Below are 15,628 nucleotides of genomic sequence, written 5' to 3' on the forward strand. Positions count from 1 at the left end.
ATAGACAAACATAAAACCGACCAGCCGTCACTGACCGCGTGGCCGGTTACCGATGCCTGTGGTCACCAGCTGTGGTCACCTCAATTTTCGTAGGAACGTCGGTGCGGCGACGGACGCGACCCGGCCGAGCAGCGCTATCCGTGCGTCCGGATAAATCGCGAACCGCCGCCGTTTGATGCCGCGAATGACGGCCCTTGCCACTTGCGTGGCGGCGATCGGTGTGACGGTGCCGCTGATGGCTGCTGTTTCCGCCGGCTTGTAACGTGTCTCCTCTGCCAGCTGCGGTGTGTCCACGTCCGACGGGAACACACAGCCGATGTAGACACCGTGCGGCCGCAACTCCCCGCGCAGTGCCTCCATCAAGCCCCGGACCGCGAACTTGGCCGGCGCGTAAGCGGTGTAGCCGTAGATCCCCAGTAGTCCGGCGGCCGACGAGACGGCGACGATCGCACCGCTGCGCCGAGCGACCATGCCAGGGACGACAGTCCGGATGGCGTGCAGGGTGCCGAAGTAGTCGACCTCGATCATGGTGCGGAAAACGTCGTCATCGAGCTCTGAGAATCTGCCGGGCCGCGCCTGCCCCGCCGAGGTCACCAGGATGTCACAGGGCCCCTGCTGGGATTCCAGCCGTGCGATCGCGTTCGCGAGCGTCGCTGCATCGGCGACGTCGGCGGACGCAGTCGCCGCACCCGCCAACGTCCGAGCCGCCTCGGCCAGAACACTCTCACGACGTGCGATAAGCGATATCCGAGCGCCATGTGCTGCCAGCTCCGCCGCGCAGGCCAGCCCGATGCCGCTCGAGCCGCCGGTGACGATCGCGTGACGACCCGCAAAGCAGCCGTGTGCGGCAACCGTCATCGGGTGACGCCGCGTAACCGGTTCACCGCGGCCCGGCCCGCAGGGACCACATCGGGCGGCGGCATCGAATCGGGGTCGATCATCGCCGCGACATCACCCTCGGCCCCGGTGGCCAAGGAGGTGTCGGCCGGTAGCCCACGTTTGAGCAACGCCAGGGCGATCGGGCCTAGCTCCCTGTGGTCGACGACCGTTCCCAGTCGGCCCACCGGTCGGCGGTCAGACATGACCGGATCGCCGGTCGACGGCCGGTCCACCGAACCGTCCACATGCAGCAGCACCATCATCCGTGGCGGTTTGCCCAGGTTCGCCACCCTGGCGACGGTCTCCTGTCCGCTGTAGCAGCCCTTGTTCAGGTGGACCGCCCCGATCCCGGGGCCGCCGATCCAGTTCATCTCGTGCGGGATACTGCGATCGTCGCTGTCCACGCCGAACCTCGGACGCCGGGCCACGACCCGGTTGGCCTCATAGGCCCACACCCCGGCCGGCCGCACCCCGGCCTGCGCCAGCCGTTGCACCCAGTCGGCTGCGGTGGCGCGAGGCACCAGCAGGTCCAGCTCGATCTGGCCGCCGCGTTCTGCGGGTGTCCGGCGTACGAACCCGATGTCGGATGCCGGGATCGGCAGCGCCGTCGCCGCGCCGGGCAGAGCGTCCAGCCCCAGCACATCGAGCACCACCGGATCGGCCAGCCGCGGCCCGAGCAGCGACAGCACCGCCAGGTCGGCGACGTCTATTTTCACGTCCGCCCAGAACACCATCTTGCGCAGATGGTCCAGCAGCGGCTCGCCCCGCCCCGGCTCGGTGTCGACGTATGTGGTGTCAGCCAACTCGGTTTGCAGCCAGTGATTTTGGATATGCCCCTTCGCGTCCAGGGTCAGGTTCTCGGTGCTGGCACCTTCGGCGAGTTCGCTGACGTGCTGAGTACAGATGCTGTGCAGCCACGTCTTGCGGTCGGGCCCCGTCAAGACGAGCACCGCCCGGTGTGAGCGATCCACCAGCACCGCGTCGGCTTCCGCGGCGCGTTGCTCGCCGAACGGATCGCCGTAATGCCAGCTGGCGCCGGCGTCGGGGCCGGGATCGGGAGCGGGGACAGCAGGCACAACACAACTCTACGGAGCCATTACGCTCAGGGTCTATGACCGCTGAGACCGGCGTGACCATCGTGACGCTCGACGGGGAACTGGTCGCGCCGCGAACCCCGCTGCTGCACGCCGACGATCTGGCGGTGCTTCGCGGTGACGGAGTCTTCGAGACCCTGTTGGTGCGCGACGGCGCGGCATGCCTGCTCGACGCACACCTGCGGCGGCTGTCCCAGTCCGCTGAGCTGATGGACCTGCCCGCACCCGATCTGTCGGCGTGGCGTTGCGCGGTCGACGTGGCGGTGCAGGCGTGGGCGTCGGATGCCACGGTCGAGGGGGCGCTGCGGCTGGTCTACAGCCGGGGGCGAGAAAGCGGCTCGGGGCCCACCGGATACGTGATGATCACGCCGGTCCCGGAGCGCGTCGCCGCGGCGCGACGCGACGGTGTGGCGGTGGTGACCCTGGACCGCGGCCTGCCGGCCACCGGAGCCGACACCATGCCCTGGTTGCTGGCCGGGGCGAAGACCCTGTCATACGCGGTCAACATGGCCGCCCTGCGGCACGCCGCCCGTCACGGTGCCGACGACGTCATCTTCGTCAGCGCGGACGGCTACATCTTGGAGGGTCCACGCTCGACGGTCGTGGTCGCACTCGACCCCGGCGACCCCAGCGTGTCGGGAAAGCGGTGCCTGCTCACCCCTCCGCCGACGCACCGAATCCTGCACGGGACGACCCAGCAGGCGCTCTTCGAGGTGGCCCGGGCCAAAGGCTACGACTGCGACTACCGCCCGCTGCGGCGGGCGGACCTCGACGCTGCCCGGGACATCTGGCTGATCTCGAGTATCACGCTGGCGGCCCGCGTGCACACCCTCGACGGCCGGGTGCTGCCGCCGGGTGGGCTGCACGCGGAGTTTGCCGGGCTGGTTGACGCGGCCCTCTGAGGAATGACCTGCGCCCACCGTGACAACTACGAGTGGGTGGTGTTGCGGCCGCAGAATCAATGGGCCTAACCGCGGCCTAACCGGCGAAGCGAGATAGCCGTGCCGACAGATGCGGCACGAGCTCGCCGTCGGCGTCCACCCGTTCCTCGACGTAGGCCAAGTCGCCGTCCTCGACGATGCCGTAGAGCCGCTTGGCACCGCCGACCAGCACCCCGGACCTGCTGCGCGCCAGTGCATCGGTGGCCAGTTCCCACGACGTCGCGGTGCGCGGGCGCCCGTAGAACAACTCCACGTAGCCGGCCGAATGCGCCAGCAGCAACTCGATGGCCTGCGACTCCGCCGGACCAGCAGGGTCGGCAGGATCACAGACGAACCGCCAGAAGCCGGTTTCGCGCAGCGTCGGCTCCCGGTACTCGTCGGCATCGGTCAGCCGCCAGGACCGCGCCTCCCAGTTCAGGTAGTCACCGCCGTCGTGCGACACCACGATCTGCTGGCCGAACCGGTAGTCACCGTCGGTGCCCCGACCATTGCCGGTGCCGCGCCACACCCCGACCAACGGCAGCAACGCCAGCAGGGAATCGTGCAGGTTCGCTCCCTGGCGCAGGTTCGCGGTGTCGGCGGAGACCGGGAGGTCATCGAAGACCGGGATATTGCGCGACCTGGTGACCTTGGCCCGCTCCGCGGCCGCGGCCACCGCACGATCACCGGCGCCGGCCGGACCTTGGGTTGCGCCGGTCACAACTCGTCGGTGATCAGCCGATACAGCGTGTACAGCGCGAACCAGGTGATGACCACGACTGCCGCCACGAGCATGATCTCGAAGAACAGCACCACGGTGATGAGTCTAGTGCGGTTTGGTCAGGCGATGACGACGTCGACCTGGTGGATGCCCGCGCCTTACCGAGATGGAAATTCTGCGGTTACCCGGGGCTGGGGCGCAGCCTTGCGCAGCCTTGCGATGAGCGGGTAGAGCTGGCAGCCCAGGCAGATCCCGAAGGCCGCGTTGAGAAACGCCGCAGCCAGTGCGAATGTGGTGGCGACAATACCCAGCAGTGGTGCTGCGGCGAAGCCGGCCACCCCGGCCAGCGCGAACACCAGGCCGACAAGCTGGGCGAACTTCAGCGGTGCCACCGGTTCCCGCTCCGTGACCGGCGCCAGCCGGGGTGCCACCAGGCGAGCGAATATCAGTCCATACGGGTGACGGCGGGGCCCGCACAGCGCACCGACGCCGAACACCACGGCCTGCACGCCCAGTACGGCGGCGGCGCCGCTCACACTGAAGCCAGAGATGATCAGGGTGGCCGCCAGAACGGCGGTGGTGACCCACGCGGCGAACCGGGGTCCGCGAACGTCTACCTGGGTGAGGCTGGTGGCCGACACGATACTGCTCCTAGCTGCGGTTGTTGCGACGGACGAATGGCGGAGTCTGGCGCAGATGCGCCCAGTGTGTTTCCGGGTCGTTGTGAGAGCGGCGTAACCGCTTGGCTACTCAGCTACTCAGCCGCAGCGACAACAGCAGCAACCCGCGGTGCGGCACAGGTCGACTGTGCGGCGCTTGGTGAGCATGGGCTCAAGGCGGGTGACCACGGCGCACAGCTTACCCAACGATGGTTTCGTCGGGCCAACTCGGGCCAACTCATCAACTCAGGTCAATAGGGGCTCCAGCGCCGCTCGCAGGTCGGCGGCTTTCGGGACGCCGGTGGCCCGGAAGCGCTGGCGGCCGGTTGCGTCGAAGATGAAGGTGGTGGGCAGAGACAGCACTGAAAGTTTGCTTGTCGCAGCCGGATTGGTGTCGGTGTCGATCTCGACGTGTGCCACACCGCCCAAGTCGGTGCAGACCTGGTCGACCACGCGCCGCACCCCGGCGCAGGGCCCGCACCACGGTGCGGAAAAGTGCACGACGGTCGGTTCGCCCTCAGCCAGCCCGAGGTCAGCGGTGTCCAGGTCGGGCAATCGGCCCGACCCCGTCTCCCGGAGCACCCCGAAGCGGTGGGTGAGCAGCCATCCCACGACCCCGGCGAGTGCCAACCCGGCAACGATCGCGATGACGGCGCTGCTCATGGTGGTCATGACTGCCTGAACTCGTCGAGGGTGATCGTCACTGCCTCGGTGATGCCTTCGATGATGACGTCCGAGCCGCGGGCACCCTGGCTGGTCGGGGGCACGCCGAACGGCAGCTTCTGATGCGGCAGGCTGCCGGCGAACGCGGCCAGCACCGCGCCCCGCCGGTCGTCGGGAACCTGCTGGTTTGCGGTGTCCGGCCCGGTGAGAACGTCGGTCGGGGTGAACACCAGCGTGGTGTGGTCGGCTCCGGCGATGGACAGGTCCACCGAGACGCTGACCCGTGTGCTGAATCCTGCCGATTTGGGTGTGCCGGTGAACACCAGTCCGCGACTGCCCGAGATGCCGGATTCGGTGGTGCCGCCGGTGGCGTCGTTGGTTTCGGTGGGCGGTGCCTCCACCATCAGGTCGTGGATGCCCAGGTAGCGGCCCAGGTGTACGCAATCGATGATGATGCGGCTCTCCAGCTTGCCGACCGGAATCTTCGCGTCTGGCCTGACCAGCCAGGACGCGTCGGCCAGGCCGATGGAGTGCATGGTGGCTTCCAGAGTGGCTTTGCCAACCAGAGACTGGTCGACGGCGCCGGCCTTGATCTCCAGCTCGTCGTAGTGGTCCCGCACCGCCTGCGGGATGAACGGGAAGCCCAGAATGGCGACGAATGGGTCCGACCCCAGGTCCGCAGCGCGGCGTACCGTGCGGGACAGTCGGTACTCGGCGTAGACGCTGGACCCGAAATCGATTCCGACGGCAGCGATGAGGAGGACCGCCAGCGCGGCGGCTGTGCCGATCAGTGTCCTGCGCACCCGCACATTCTGGCCTACTGCGCCTGCGGGCGGTCTGGCTGCATGCCGAAAGGGCAGGTCGCACGCTATTCTTTAGTTGTCCGTCAGATTCAGGCGGGCGACGGCAGATACTCGTAAGTCTGGGATCAGACGTAGGCCAGACTAGGAGAGTCTTCCCCACGACATCGGAGGGCCTCGTTGGAGCTACTGCTGTTGACCGCCGACTCGCGCCCCGAGTCGGTGCTGCCGTCGCTGTCATTGCTGGCCCACACCGTGCGGCCCGCGCCGATGGAGGTCTCCTCGCTGCTGGAGGCCGGATCCGCCGAGGTCGCGATCGTCGATGCGCGCACCGACCTGGTCGCCGCGCGCGGACTGTGCCGTTTATTGAGCGCCGCCGCCAGTTCGGTCCCGGTGATGGCGGTGGTGACCGAGGGCGGTTTGGTCGCGGTCAACGCCGAGTGGGGGCTTGACGACATCGTGTTGCCCGGTACCGGGCCCGCCGAAGTCGACGCCCGGCTGCGATTGCTGACCGGACGTCGGGGCGGACCGACCGCCGAGGATGCGGGCCAGATCACCATCGGTGAGCTGCTGATCGACGAGGGTACGTACACCGCTCGGCTGCGCGGGCGCCCGCTGGGGTTGACGTACAAGGAGTTCGAACTGTTGAAATACCTCGCACAGCACGTCGACCGGGTGTTCACCCGGGCGCAGCTGCTGCAGGAGGTCTGGGGGTACGACTATTTCGGCGGCACCCGCACGGTCGACGTGCACATACGACGGTTGCGTGCCAAGCTCGGCCCGGAGTACGAGTCCATGATCGGCACGGTCCGAAACGTCGGCTACAAGGCGGTACGGCCGAGGCGGCACCATCGACCCGCCCCGGCCGACGCGGACGTCGACGACATGGGCAACGGGGCCGAAGATTCGCCGGCGGATTCCGACAGCTTGCCTGACCCACTGGCCGACCCGCTGGCCAGTCAGTGACGGTGCCCGACTGGCGCACCGAACTCTGCGATGGCGAACAGCAGCGGGTGCGTGAACTGGTCGCGGCCGCTCGTGAATTCGACGGCGTCGCCCCGGTCGGCGAGCAGGTGCTGTCTCAGCTCGCCGGCCGGCGCGCCATGCACCTGCTCGTCACCGACGCCACCGTGCTCACTGGGCTTGCCGGCTACCTCAGCCTGACCGTACCGGAGGACAGCGCACCGCCGATGGCGGAGCTGGTGGTGCACCCACGGGCCCGCCGCTGCGGCATAGGTGCCGCGATGGCGCGTGCCGCGCTGGCGGAGACCGCGCAACAGAGCCGGTTCTGGGCGCACGGCACGCTGGAAGGCGCCCGGGCGATGGCTGCGGCGCTGGGCCTGGTCGCGGTTCGCGAATTGCTGCAGATGCGGCGTTCGCTGCACGACGTGCCCGAACCGTCGATCCCCGACGGGGTGCGAATCCGCACCTATGCCGGCACCGGCGACGACGCCGAGTTGTTGCGGGTCAACAATGCCGCCTTTGCCTGGCACCCCGAGCAGGGCGGTTGGACGGCTGCCGATCTGGCTGCGCGGCGACGTGAGCCGTGGTTCGATCCGCAGGGCTTGTTCCTGGCATTCCGGGATTCCCCGGGCTCCCCGGCAGGTGCCGACACGCTGTTGGGTTTTCACTGGACCAAGGTCCATCTGGACCAGCCGGGCCTGGGTGAGGTCTACATCGTCTGCGTCGACCCGGCTGCGCAGGGCCGTGGCCTGGGCCGTGCGCTGACATCGGTCGGCGTCGCCGCGCTGGCGCGGCGCCTGGCCGGCCCTGAAGCTGTCCACGTACCCTCGGGCGTGCAGCCCAGCGTGCTGCTCTACGTCGAGGCGGACAACGCCGCCGCGGTGGGTACATATCAGCGGTTGGGTTTTACCGTGCACAGCGTCGACACCGCCTACGGCGCCGACCCCGCCCGACACCCTGGTTGATGCGGGACCGACGCCAGGTCGCGCTACCATCGCTGGGTCTGACGTGTGCACCATGCGCTCATGTGCCCCCTTAGTGCTCGCCCACCACCTGCGCACACTGTGCCGGGTGATAGCTAAAGTCGGAAAGCGAGAACAGGTGAAGCTCAACGTCGTCGGTAGGGCGCTGTCGGCCCTGCTCGTCGTGGCCGTCGTTGCGTCCACGCCGGCCGGGTGCGGCAGCGACGACAACACCGGCGGGGTCCCGGCAGCCGCGCCGGGGTCGACCGATTGCTCAGGCAATGACGACCTGACAGCCGAGGGCTCGACGTCGCAGCAGAACGCGATCGCGTTGTTCAACCAGACCTGGGGAAAGCTGTGCCCGGGCAAGAACCTGTCGTACAACCCCACCGGTTCAGGTGCCGGACGTGAGCAGTTCATCGCCGGGCACGTCGACTTCGCCGGATCGGACTCGCCGTTGAGTGCCGAGCAGATCGCGGCGTCGGCCAAGCGATGCGGCGGGAACCCGGCGTGGCATCTGCCCCTGGTCTTCGGGCCGGTTGTGTTGACCTACCACCTCGACGGCGTAGACACCCTGGTGCTCAACGGTGAGGTGCTGGCCAGGATCTTCAGCGGTGCGATCACCACCTGGAGCGATCCGGCGATCACCGTGCTCAATCCCGGCGCGGCATTGCCGGATGCGAAGATCACGCCGATCTACCGGTCGGATTCCTCGGGCACCACGGACAACTTTCAGGAGTACCTGATCGCCACCGCTCCACAGAGCTGGACCAGGGGTGCGGGCAGCGAGTTCCAGGGAGGTGTTGGCGAGGGTGCGCAGAAGTCGGCCGGAGTGGTTCAGGCGGTGCGGACCACGCCGGGGGCAATCGGATACGTCGAGAAGGGCTTCGTCGATCAAGCGGCTATGCGATTCGCGCAGATCGATTCGGGCAGCGGCGCGGTCTCGGTGACCGACGATGCGGCCCGCACCGCGATCGAACACACCAGGTTTGCCACCGGGGACGGCAACGATCTGCGGCTGGATCTGAACTCGCTCTACGCCACCGAGGCGGCCGGAGCATACCCGCTGGTGTTGGTGACCTACGAGATCGTCTGCTCGAAAGGTTACGATCCGGGCACCTCTGCAGCCGTCAGGTCGTTTCTGACTGTGGCCGTGAACAACGGCCAAGACGATCTGTCGGCGGCCGGGTACGTTGCGTTGCCGGACAGGTTCAAGCAGCGCCTGGTTGGCGCGATCGATGCGATCGGGTAGGCGGCGGTGACGGCTGCAAACTCGTCACGGAAAAGCGGAAGCCACATCGGGGATCGGATATTCCGCGTGCTGGCGCAAGGTTCCGGTTTGCTGATCATCGTCTTGATCGCGGCAATCGGGGCGTTTCTGCTGTTGCGCGCGATACCGGCGCTGCAGCGCAACCGGGAGGACTTCTTCTCCTTCGGCGGCAACTGGGTCACCACCGACACTTCGGCGATGCACTTCGGTATCTCGGAGATGCTGCGGGTCACGGTGTTTGTGTCCCTGTTCGCGCTCATCCTGGCCATGCCGGTGGCGCTGGGCGTTGCGGTCTATCTGACCGCATATGCGCCGCGGGGACTCGTCAGGCCGCTGGCCATAATGGTCGATCTGCTCGCCGGGGTGCCGTCGATCATCTACGGCGCCTGGGGACTGTATGTGCTGGCACCGCAGCTGCGGCCGATCGCGACCTGGCTCAACGAGCATCTGGGGTGGCTTTTCCTGTTTGCCACCGGCAACGTGTCGGTGGGCGGTGGCGGCACCATCTTCACCGGCGGGATCGTGCTGGCGGTGATGATCCTGCCGATCATCACCGCGGTCACCCGCGAGGTGCTGGCGCAAACCCCGCGCGGCGAGGTCGAGGCGGCATTGGCGCTGGGTGCCACTCGGTGGGAGGTGGTCAAAACGGCGGTGCTGCCGTTCGGGCGCTCCGGATACGTCAGCGCCGCGATACTGGGTCTGGGGCGCGCGCTCGGCGAGACGGTGGCGCTGCTGATCATCCTGCGCGTCAGTCCAAAGGAATTCGGCTGGTCGCTGTTCGACGGCGGATCTACCTTCGCCACCAAGATCGCAGCCACCGCGTCGGAGTTCAACGACCAGTACAAGGCCGGAGCCTATATCGCCGCCGGGCTGGTGCTGTTCGTGCTGACCCTGGTGGTCAACGCACTGGCCCGGACCGCCGCCAGCAGGAGGGTGGGCAGTGCCGGAAGGGGCAACCGATGACGGCGCTACTGGACCGCCCGCTCAAGGCGCGGACGTTCTCAGGTGTCAACCTGCGCCGCCGAGCCGCGGACAACGCCGCGACCGTACTGGCCACACTGTCGATGGCGATTGCGCTGGTGCCGTTGGCGTGGGTGCTGTACACGGTCGCGGTGCACGGGTTCACCGTGGTTCGCTCCAGCATGTGGTGGACGCATTCGCAAGCCGGGATGACCGCGTTTGTGGCCGGCGGCGGCGCCTACCACGCGATCGTCGGCACGGTGCTGCAGGCCCTGGTGTGCGCCGCGATCTCGATCCCGATCGGTGTTTTCGTGGCGATCTACCTGGTCGAGTACGGTGCCGGGACGCGGCTTCCCACGTTGGCCAGCTTCATGGTGGACATCCTCACCGGGGTACCGTCGATCGTGGCGGCGTTGTTCATCTACGCAATGTGGGTGGGGACACTGGGTTTCCACCGCTCGGGGTTCGCGGTGTCGCTGTCGCTGGTGCTGCTGATGATCCCGGTGATTGAGCGGGCGACCGAGGAGATGTTCCGGATCGTTCCGATGGACCTGCGTGAAGCGAGTTACGCACTCGGCGTGCCGAAATGGAAAACCATCACCAGGATCGTGATTCCGACGGCGTTGCCCGGGATCATCACCGGAATCTTGTTAGCGCTGGCGCGGGTGATGGGGGAGACGGCTCCGCTGCTGGTGCTGGTCGGATACTCACAGGCCATGAACTTCGACATGTTTCACGGCTTCATGGGGTCATTGCCCGCGATGATGTACGACCAGACATCGGCGGGTGCGGGCACCAGTGCGGCTCCCACCGAGCGCCTCTGGGGCGCTGCCCTGACGCTGATTATGCTGATCGCGTTGCTCAATGTCGGGGCTCGGCTGGGCGCGCGATTCTTCGCGCCCGGGAAGTTCTAGGGAAGATCTGCCGATGGCCAAGCGGCTGGACCTCGCCGGCGTCAACATCTACTACGGGCCGTTCCACGTGGTCGCCGACGTGTCGCTGGCGGTTGCGCCGCGCAGCGTGACCGCGTTCATCGGGCCGTCGGGCTGCGGCAAGTCGACGGTGCTGCGCACGCTGAACCGGATGCACGAGGTCATTCCGGGTGCCCGGGTTGAGGGCTCGGTGCTGCTCGACGGTGAGGACATCTACAGTTCCGGCGTCGACCCGGTCGGGGTCCGTAAGGCGGTCGGCATGGTGTTCGAACGCCCGAATCCATTCCCCACCATGTCGATTCGCGACAATGTGGTGGCAGGGCTGAAATTGCAGGGCGTTCGCAACCGCCGGGCACTCGACGAGGTCGCCGAATACTCACTGCGCGGCGCCAACCTGTGGAACGAGGTCAAGGACCGGCTCGGCGAGCCAGGCGGCGGCCTCTCCAGCGGGCAGCAACAGAGGTTGTGCATCGCACGGGCGATCGCGGTGCAACCCGACGTGCTGCTGATGGACGAGCCGTGCTCGGCGCTGGACCCCATCTCGACGATGGCGATCGAAGAACTGATCGCCCAACTCAAGCAGGACTACACCATCGTCATCGTCACGCACAACATGCAGCAGGCCGCCCGGGTGAGCGACCAGACGGCGTTTTTCAACCTGGAGGGCATCGGAAAGCCGGGCCGGCTGGTCGAGATCGACGACACCAAGAAACTCTTCTCCAACCCGAGCCGCAAAGCCACCGAGGACTATATCTCCGGCCGGTTCGGTTGACCTCTCCAGCTACTCCGGCGCGGGTAGGGTGCTCTCGTCGGGGAACGTGCCGGTGGCCAGGAAGATAACCCGGCGGGCAACTTCGACGGCGTGGTCGGCGAAACGCTCGTAGAACCTGCTCAGCAGCGTCACATCGACAGCTGCGGCTACTCCGTGGCGCCATTCCCGATCCATCAGCACCGAGAACAGGTGCCGGTGCAGGTCGTCCATGGCGTCGTCTTCGGCACGGATCCGGGCGGCCTTGTCCGGATCACTCGACAGCAGCACCTCCTGGGTGCTGCTGCCCAATTCCACTGCAATCCTGCCCATTTCGGCAAAATATCCGTTGACCTCCTCGGGTAGGGCATGCTGCGGATGGCGCCGACGGGCGATCTTGGCCACATGCAGGGCCAGCGCACCCATCCGGTCGATGTCGGCAACCATCTGGATGGCGCTGACGACGGCCCGCAGGTCCCCGGCGACCGGCGCCTGCAACGCCAGCAGCACGAAGGCGCTCTCTTCGGCGTGCGCGCTCATCGCGGCGATCTGCTGGTGGTCGGTGATCACCTGCTCGGCCAGCACCAGATCGGCCTGCAGCAGGGCCTGGGTTGCGCGCTCCATGGCGACTCCGGCCAACCCGCACATCTCGCCGAGCTGCCCGGTCAAGCCGGCAAGTTGTTCCTGGTAGGCGCTGCGCATGTGTTCCACACTAACCTCGGTGCCGGTGCCCGGCCGCGAAGCGAGGGCCTGGGTGCGTGTCACCCAAGGGCCGGGTGCGAATCCTGACTCGCGCTACTCGCAGGTGGTGTCGCCCGCGTTGGTCACGGTCAGGTCTTCGGGCAGCTTGGCCGGTGCACTGCCAGCGCGCTGGGTCAGACGCACACTGACCGACGAGCCACTCGGTGCGGGTGTGCCGACGGAGTGGAAATCCGGGCCGAGAACCACCCGTACCACCTCTCCCATTCCGGCGACACGCTGGACCGCCGGGTTGGCGAGTGTCGACGCCACGGTGGCGGCCGCCTGCTCGTTGCCCGGGGAGAACAGCACCGTGGTCGACTCCAGCGAATCCGGGTAGTCGTCGGGTGTCATGACGTTGAAGCCCGCCTGCTCCAAGTCGTCGGAGGCGCTGGCCGCCAGCCCCGACTGGCCGGTGGCGTTGGAAACCCGCACGGTGACGGCGTCCGGTGTGGTCGTCACGACCCGCACCTGTTCGTTGCGGCTCCCAGTGGACGGGCGAGACGGGCTGGGCGTCGGCACAGTGGGGTTGGTGGGGTCTGTGGGATGTGTTGCGCTGGCCGGGGTCGGTGTGGCGTTCCGGCCGTCCTCACCGGGCAGCGGATCGTCGTCGATGATGGCGTCGAACAGCACCCGCATGTCGGCTACGCGGGGCGGCTCGTCGCCATTCTCGTCGGTTTCACCGGTCGGCACGGTCACGAACGTGATACGGCCGGCGGAGACACCCCGCAACGACTGACCGAGCGCGACCAGGTCCTTGGTCTTGATGTTGTCGACGTGGCTGTCGCTGATGAACATGTTGACGACATTGTTGAGCTTCAGCGGCGAAAGGAATGTGTCCGTGGAGATCAGCGAGCGCAACAGTGACGACAAGAACAGTTGCTGACGTTTGATCCGGCCGTAGTCGCCGTTGAACTCGGTGCTGACGCTGCGCGCGCGCACGTAGTTCAGCGCGGTCTGCCCGTTGATCACCTGACGCCCCGACCGGTCGAGCACGGTGCCCAACTCGTAGTCGTACAGCGGAGTCGCGGTGCACACTTCCACGCCGCCGAGCGCGTCGACCATGCTGGCGAAGCCGACGAAGTCGACGGCCATGAACCGGTTGATGGACAGTCCGGACAGTTTCTGGATCTCTTTCACCAGGCACTTGGGTCCACCGTATGAGTACGTCGAGTTCAGTTTCGTCTCGGTGTATCTCATGTCCGGCCCGTACGTCCCGGTGTCCTCGTCGTAGAGCGGGCCGTACTCGCCGGTGTCGGGGTTCCAGGATTGGCAATACAGCGGGGTGATCGCCAGATCGCGCGGGAACGACACCACCACCACGCGTTTGCGGTTGGCCGGGATGTTGACCAGCATGATCGTGTCCGACCGGGAGCCACCGGCGTCTTCGGTGTCGCCGGCGCCGACGCTGCTGTTCGCGCCGGCGCGGGTGTCCGTGCCGACGATCAGGAAGTTCTCGTCGCCGTATTGCGCGCCCGGGTCGACGATGTCGTGCGAATGCGGGTCCAGCGCGCTGACCTGGCTGAGGCTGTTGTTCTTCGTCGCGCTCCACTGCCAGGCGCCGCCGGTCAGCGCCAGCGCCAGAACCGCCAGCAGCGCCGCCACCGTGCGTCCGGCCAGCAGCATCGGGCGTCGCGCGGGGGCACGCTTCGCCGTCTTCGGGGCCGTCTCGGGTGCGGTCTGGGGGGCCGTCTTGGGAGCTACTGCGGCCGACCCGCCCAAGCGCAGGGGCCGCGCCCGCAAAGGCGTCGACAGCCCGGCGGTCTGCTCGGACTCGCCCGATTCGCCGCCGGTGTGCAGACGGTGAATCCGATCGAGGTCGGGCAACTCGGAGGTGTAGGCCACGCGGGCGATCTCGTCGTATTGCCACCGGTCGGGCTGGGCCTCGGCTTGGGTGATTTCAGGGTTTTCTGTTTCCGGAGCGGCGCGATGATGGCCGGGACTGACGGGAGCGTCGGCGCCGCGGACTCTGGCGATCAGCTCGGCGACGCTCAGTGCGCCCCCGGCGTGGCTTCCGGTTTCCAAGTGGTGGGACGGGGTGTGCCGGCGTTCCCACGGCGCGACCGCGACCCCGGGCGACGACCAGCTGATCGGCCGCCGATCCCCGTTGGAACCAGGGGCAAGCTGGTGGCCAGGCGCGGGCCGGCGGCCAGAAGCGGCGTCATCGCCGTCACTCATGACTCACCTCCCAGTGGCCTCCGAGTCTTGCTCTCGACGTGCCGATACGCACGCCCGCGCAGCGGCGGTGGTTGCCGCACCGTTTCCAGGGAGCGCCCTCCGCGGGCGGTCGCGCCGCGCCTACCTGCGTTTAGCTGTCTACCTACCTGCCCTGTCTGGCGGCATCGGAGTAGATCTGCTACCGCCGGTGGGTCCAACAAGTGCAACAAGACCTCTAGCGTACTGAGGCGTCCTGGAATATGCGATGTCGAGATCGTCTCGATTCAGCCACCGGAGTGCATGATGTCGGCTCCGGCCGGCACCGCGCAGTCGTCGGGATCGGCCAGCCATCCGTCGGGAAGGGCCACCGCGGCCGGCGTTCCCCGTCGGCCCCGCGGCCCGGTCGCGGCGGACGGAAACGGTGTCGGCGCGTCGAGCTGTGCCAGCAGGGCGTCGAGTTCATCGAGCGCTTTGACCAGCGCCAGTCCCCGCCGCAGCTCGGGTCCGGCCGGGAAACCGTGCAGGTACCAGGCGATGTGCTTGCGAAGATCCCGCATGGCTTTGTCTTCGCCGAAGTGTGCGGCCAGCAGTTCGGCATGCCGGCGGATGATGTCGGCGACCTCCCCGAGGGTGGGCGGTGCCGGTGCCGGGCAGCCGGTGAAAGCGGCCGACAGCTCGGCGAACAGCCACGGCCGGCCCAGGCATCCGCGGCCGATGACAACACCGTCGCAACCGGTGGCCGCCATCATGGCCAGCGCGTCGCCGGCTTCGAAGATGTCGCCGTTGCCGAGCACCGGAATCGACCGAACGTGCGCTTTGAGCTGGGCGATCTTTTCCCAGTCAGCAGTGCCGGAGTAGCGTTGCGCCGCGGTGCGGGCGTGCAGCGCCACCGCCGCGGCACCTTCTTCTTCGGCGATCCGACCGGCCTCGAGGTGGGTGTGGTGAGCGTCGTCGATGCCGACCCGGAACTTGACGGTCACCGGCATGGCGGTGCGCTGTGTCGCGCGCACCGCTGCGGCGACGATCGCGCCGAACAGCCGCCGCTTGAAGGGCAGCGCCGCCCCACCGCCGCGCCGGGTCACCTTGGGCACCGGGCAGCCGAAGTTCATGTCGACGTGGTCGGCGAGGCCTTCGTCGGCGATCATCCGCACCGCGGCGTAGG

At 67.6% G+C, this 15,628-nt stretch carries 17 protein-coding genes; 7 read left to right on the forward strand and 10 right to left on the reverse strand.

The window, feature by feature from the left end; all coding sequences use genetic code 11:
- Nucleotides 1–75 precede the first annotated feature (75 nt).
- Both AC2VON_RS01855 and ygfZ read right to left on the reverse strand, forming a co-directional pair.
- Nucleotides 76–858 carry an SDR family oxidoreductase gene (locus AC2VON_RS01855; RefSeq protein WP_486951411.1) on the reverse strand — a complete coding sequence of 261 codons (783 nt, stop codon included), beginning with the start codon at nt 856–858 and terminating at the stop codon, nt 76–78.
- On the reverse strand, nt 855–1,955 hold the full coding sequence (ygfZ, locus tag AC2VON_RS01860) for a CAF17-like 4Fe-4S cluster assembly/insertion protein YgfZ (protein ID WP_486951412.1): 1,101 nt from the start codon (nt 1,953–1,955) through the stop codon (nt 855–857). The genes AC2VON_RS01855 and ygfZ overlap by 4 nt, the downstream gene beginning before the upstream one ends.
- Nucleotides 1,956–1,990: 35 nt before the next feature.
- Between ygfZ and AC2VON_RS01865 the strand changes: the two genes are divergently transcribed.
- Nucleotides 1,991–2,875: an aminodeoxychorismate lyase gene (locus tag AC2VON_RS01865; RefSeq protein ID WP_486951413.1), complete on the forward strand. Its 885-nt coding sequence runs from the start codon at nt 1,991–1,993 to the stop codon at nt 2,873–2,875.
- Nucleotides 2,876–2,951: 76 nt separating this feature from the next.
- Here the strand turns inward: AC2VON_RS01865 and AC2VON_RS01870 are convergent, their stop codons facing one another.
- From AC2VON_RS01870 to lmeA, 5 genes are all read right to left on the reverse strand, one after another.
- Nucleotides 2,952–3,614 (reverse strand): heme-binding beta-barrel domain-containing protein, encoded by a 663-nt coding sequence (locus AC2VON_RS01870; protein WP_486951414.1) that lies wholly within the window; start codon nt 3,612–3,614, stop codon nt 2,952–2,954.
- A gap of 158 nt (nt 3,615–3,772) precedes the next feature.
- The gene (locus AC2VON_RS01875; protein WP_486951415.1) at nt 3,773–4,255 is read right to left on the reverse strand and encodes a DUF4395 domain-containing protein; all 483 of its coding nucleotides are present in this window, start codon (nt 4,253–4,255) and stop codon (nt 3,773–3,775) included.
- A 117-nt stretch (nt 4,256–4,372) separates the two neighbouring features.
- Nucleotides 4,373–4,462, reverse strand: a complete 90-nt coding sequence (locus AC2VON_RS01880; protein ID WP_486951416.1) for an Ms5788A family Cys-rich leader peptide — start codon at nt 4,460–4,462, stop codon at nt 4,373–4,375.
- 57 nt (nt 4,463–4,519) lie between these two features.
- On the reverse strand, nt 4,520–4,945 hold the full coding sequence (locus tag AC2VON_RS01885; RefSeq protein WP_486951417.1) for a TlpA family protein disulfide reductase: 426 nt from the start codon (nt 4,943–4,945) through the stop codon (nt 4,520–4,522).
- A complete protein-coding gene (gene lmeA, locus AC2VON_RS01890; RefSeq protein WP_486951418.1) occupies nt 4,942–5,745 on the reverse strand; it encodes a mannan chain length control protein LmeA in 804 nt (267 codons plus the stop codon). Before lmeA ends, AC2VON_RS01885 begins: the two co-directional genes overlap by 4 nt.
- 171 nt (nt 5,746–5,916) lie before the next feature.
- On the opposite strand from lmeA, the gene AC2VON_RS01895 reads away from it, so the two are divergent.
- From AC2VON_RS01895 to pstB, 6 genes are all read left to right on the forward strand, one after another.
- Entirely contained in the window at nt 5,917–6,702 is a 786-nt protein-coding gene (locus AC2VON_RS01895; protein ID WP_486951419.1) for a winged helix-turn-helix domain-containing protein, read from the forward strand.
- Complete coding sequence (mshD, locus tag AC2VON_RS01900; protein ID WP_486951420.1) at nt 6,699–7,664, forward strand: mycothiol synthase; 966 nt, start codon at nt 6,699–6,701, stop codon at nt 7,662–7,664. Before AC2VON_RS01895 ends, mshD begins: the two co-directional genes overlap by 4 nt.
- 136 nt (nt 7,665–7,800) lie before the next feature.
- Nucleotides 7,801–8,913 (forward strand): phosphate ABC transporter substrate-binding protein PstS, encoded by a 1,113-nt coding sequence (pstS, locus tag AC2VON_RS01905; protein ID WP_486951426.1) that lies wholly within the window; start codon nt 7,801–7,803, stop codon nt 8,911–8,913.
- A 6-nt stretch (nt 8,914–8,919) separates the two neighbouring features.
- Complete coding sequence (pstC, locus tag AC2VON_RS01910; RefSeq protein WP_486951421.1) at nt 8,920–9,894, forward strand: phosphate ABC transporter permease subunit PstC; 975 nt, start codon at nt 8,920–8,922, stop codon at nt 9,892–9,894.
- Entirely contained in the window at nt 9,891–10,805 is a 915-nt protein-coding gene (gene pstA / locus AC2VON_RS01915; RefSeq protein ID WP_486951422.1) for a phosphate ABC transporter permease PstA, read from the forward strand. The genes pstC and pstA overlap by 4 nt, the downstream gene beginning before the upstream one ends.
- 13 nt (nt 10,806–10,818) lie before the next feature.
- Complete coding sequence (gene pstB / locus AC2VON_RS01920) at nt 10,819–11,595, forward strand: phosphate ABC transporter ATP-binding protein PstB (RefSeq protein WP_486951423.1); 777 nt, start codon at nt 10,819–10,821, stop codon at nt 11,593–11,595.
- Nucleotides 11,596–11,604: 9 nt separating this feature from the next.
- Here the strand turns inward: pstB and phoU are convergent, their stop codons facing one another.
- From phoU to dusB, 3 genes are all read right to left on the reverse strand, one after another.
- Nucleotides 11,605–12,273, reverse strand: a complete 669-nt coding sequence (gene phoU / locus AC2VON_RS01925; protein ID WP_486951427.1) for a phosphate signaling complex protein PhoU — start codon at nt 12,271–12,273, stop codon at nt 11,605–11,607.
- Between the two features lie 93 nt (nt 12,274–12,366).
- Nucleotides 12,367–14,487 carry an LCP family protein gene (locus tag AC2VON_RS01930; RefSeq protein WP_486951424.1) on the reverse strand — a complete coding sequence of 707 codons (2,121 nt, stop codon included), beginning with the start codon at nt 14,485–14,487 and terminating at the stop codon, nt 12,367–12,369.
- Nucleotides 14,488–14,750: 263 nt separating this feature from the next.
- A partial coding sequence (gene dusB / locus AC2VON_RS01935; protein ID WP_486951425.1) for a tRNA dihydrouridine synthase DusB occupies nt 14,751–15,628 on the reverse strand: 878 nt, incomplete at its 5' end.

It is taken from the genome of Mycobacterium sp. TH-M82, from assembly GCF_057473605.1.

Coding starts and splice junctions, on each gene's coding strand:
- AC2VON_RS01855 (WP_486951411.1), bottom strand. CDS start 858: ATGACGGTTGCCGCACACGGCTGCTTTGCGGGTCGTCACGCGATCGTC.
- AC2VON_RS01865 (WP_486951413.1), top strand. CDS start 1,991: ATGACCGCTGAGACCGGCGTGACCATCGTGACGCTCGACGGGGAACTG.
- AC2VON_RS01885 (WP_486951417.1), bottom strand. CDS start 4,945: ATGACCACCATGAGCAGCGCCGTCATCGCGATCGTTGCCGGGTTGGCA.
- pstA (WP_486951422.1), top strand. CDS start 9,891: ATGACGGCGCTACTGGACCGCCCGCTCAAGGCGCGGACGTTCTCAGGT.
- pstB (WP_486951423.1), top strand. CDS start 10,819: ATGGCCAAGCGGCTGGACCTCGCCGGCGTCAACATCTACTACGGGCCG.
- phoU (WP_486951427.1), bottom strand. CDS start 12,273: ATGCGCAGCGCCTACCAGGAACAACTTGCCGGCTTGACCGGGCAGCTC.
- AC2VON_RS01930 (WP_486951424.1), bottom strand. CDS start 14,487: ATGAGTGACGGCGATGACGCCGCTTCTGGCCGCCGGCCCGCGCCTGGC.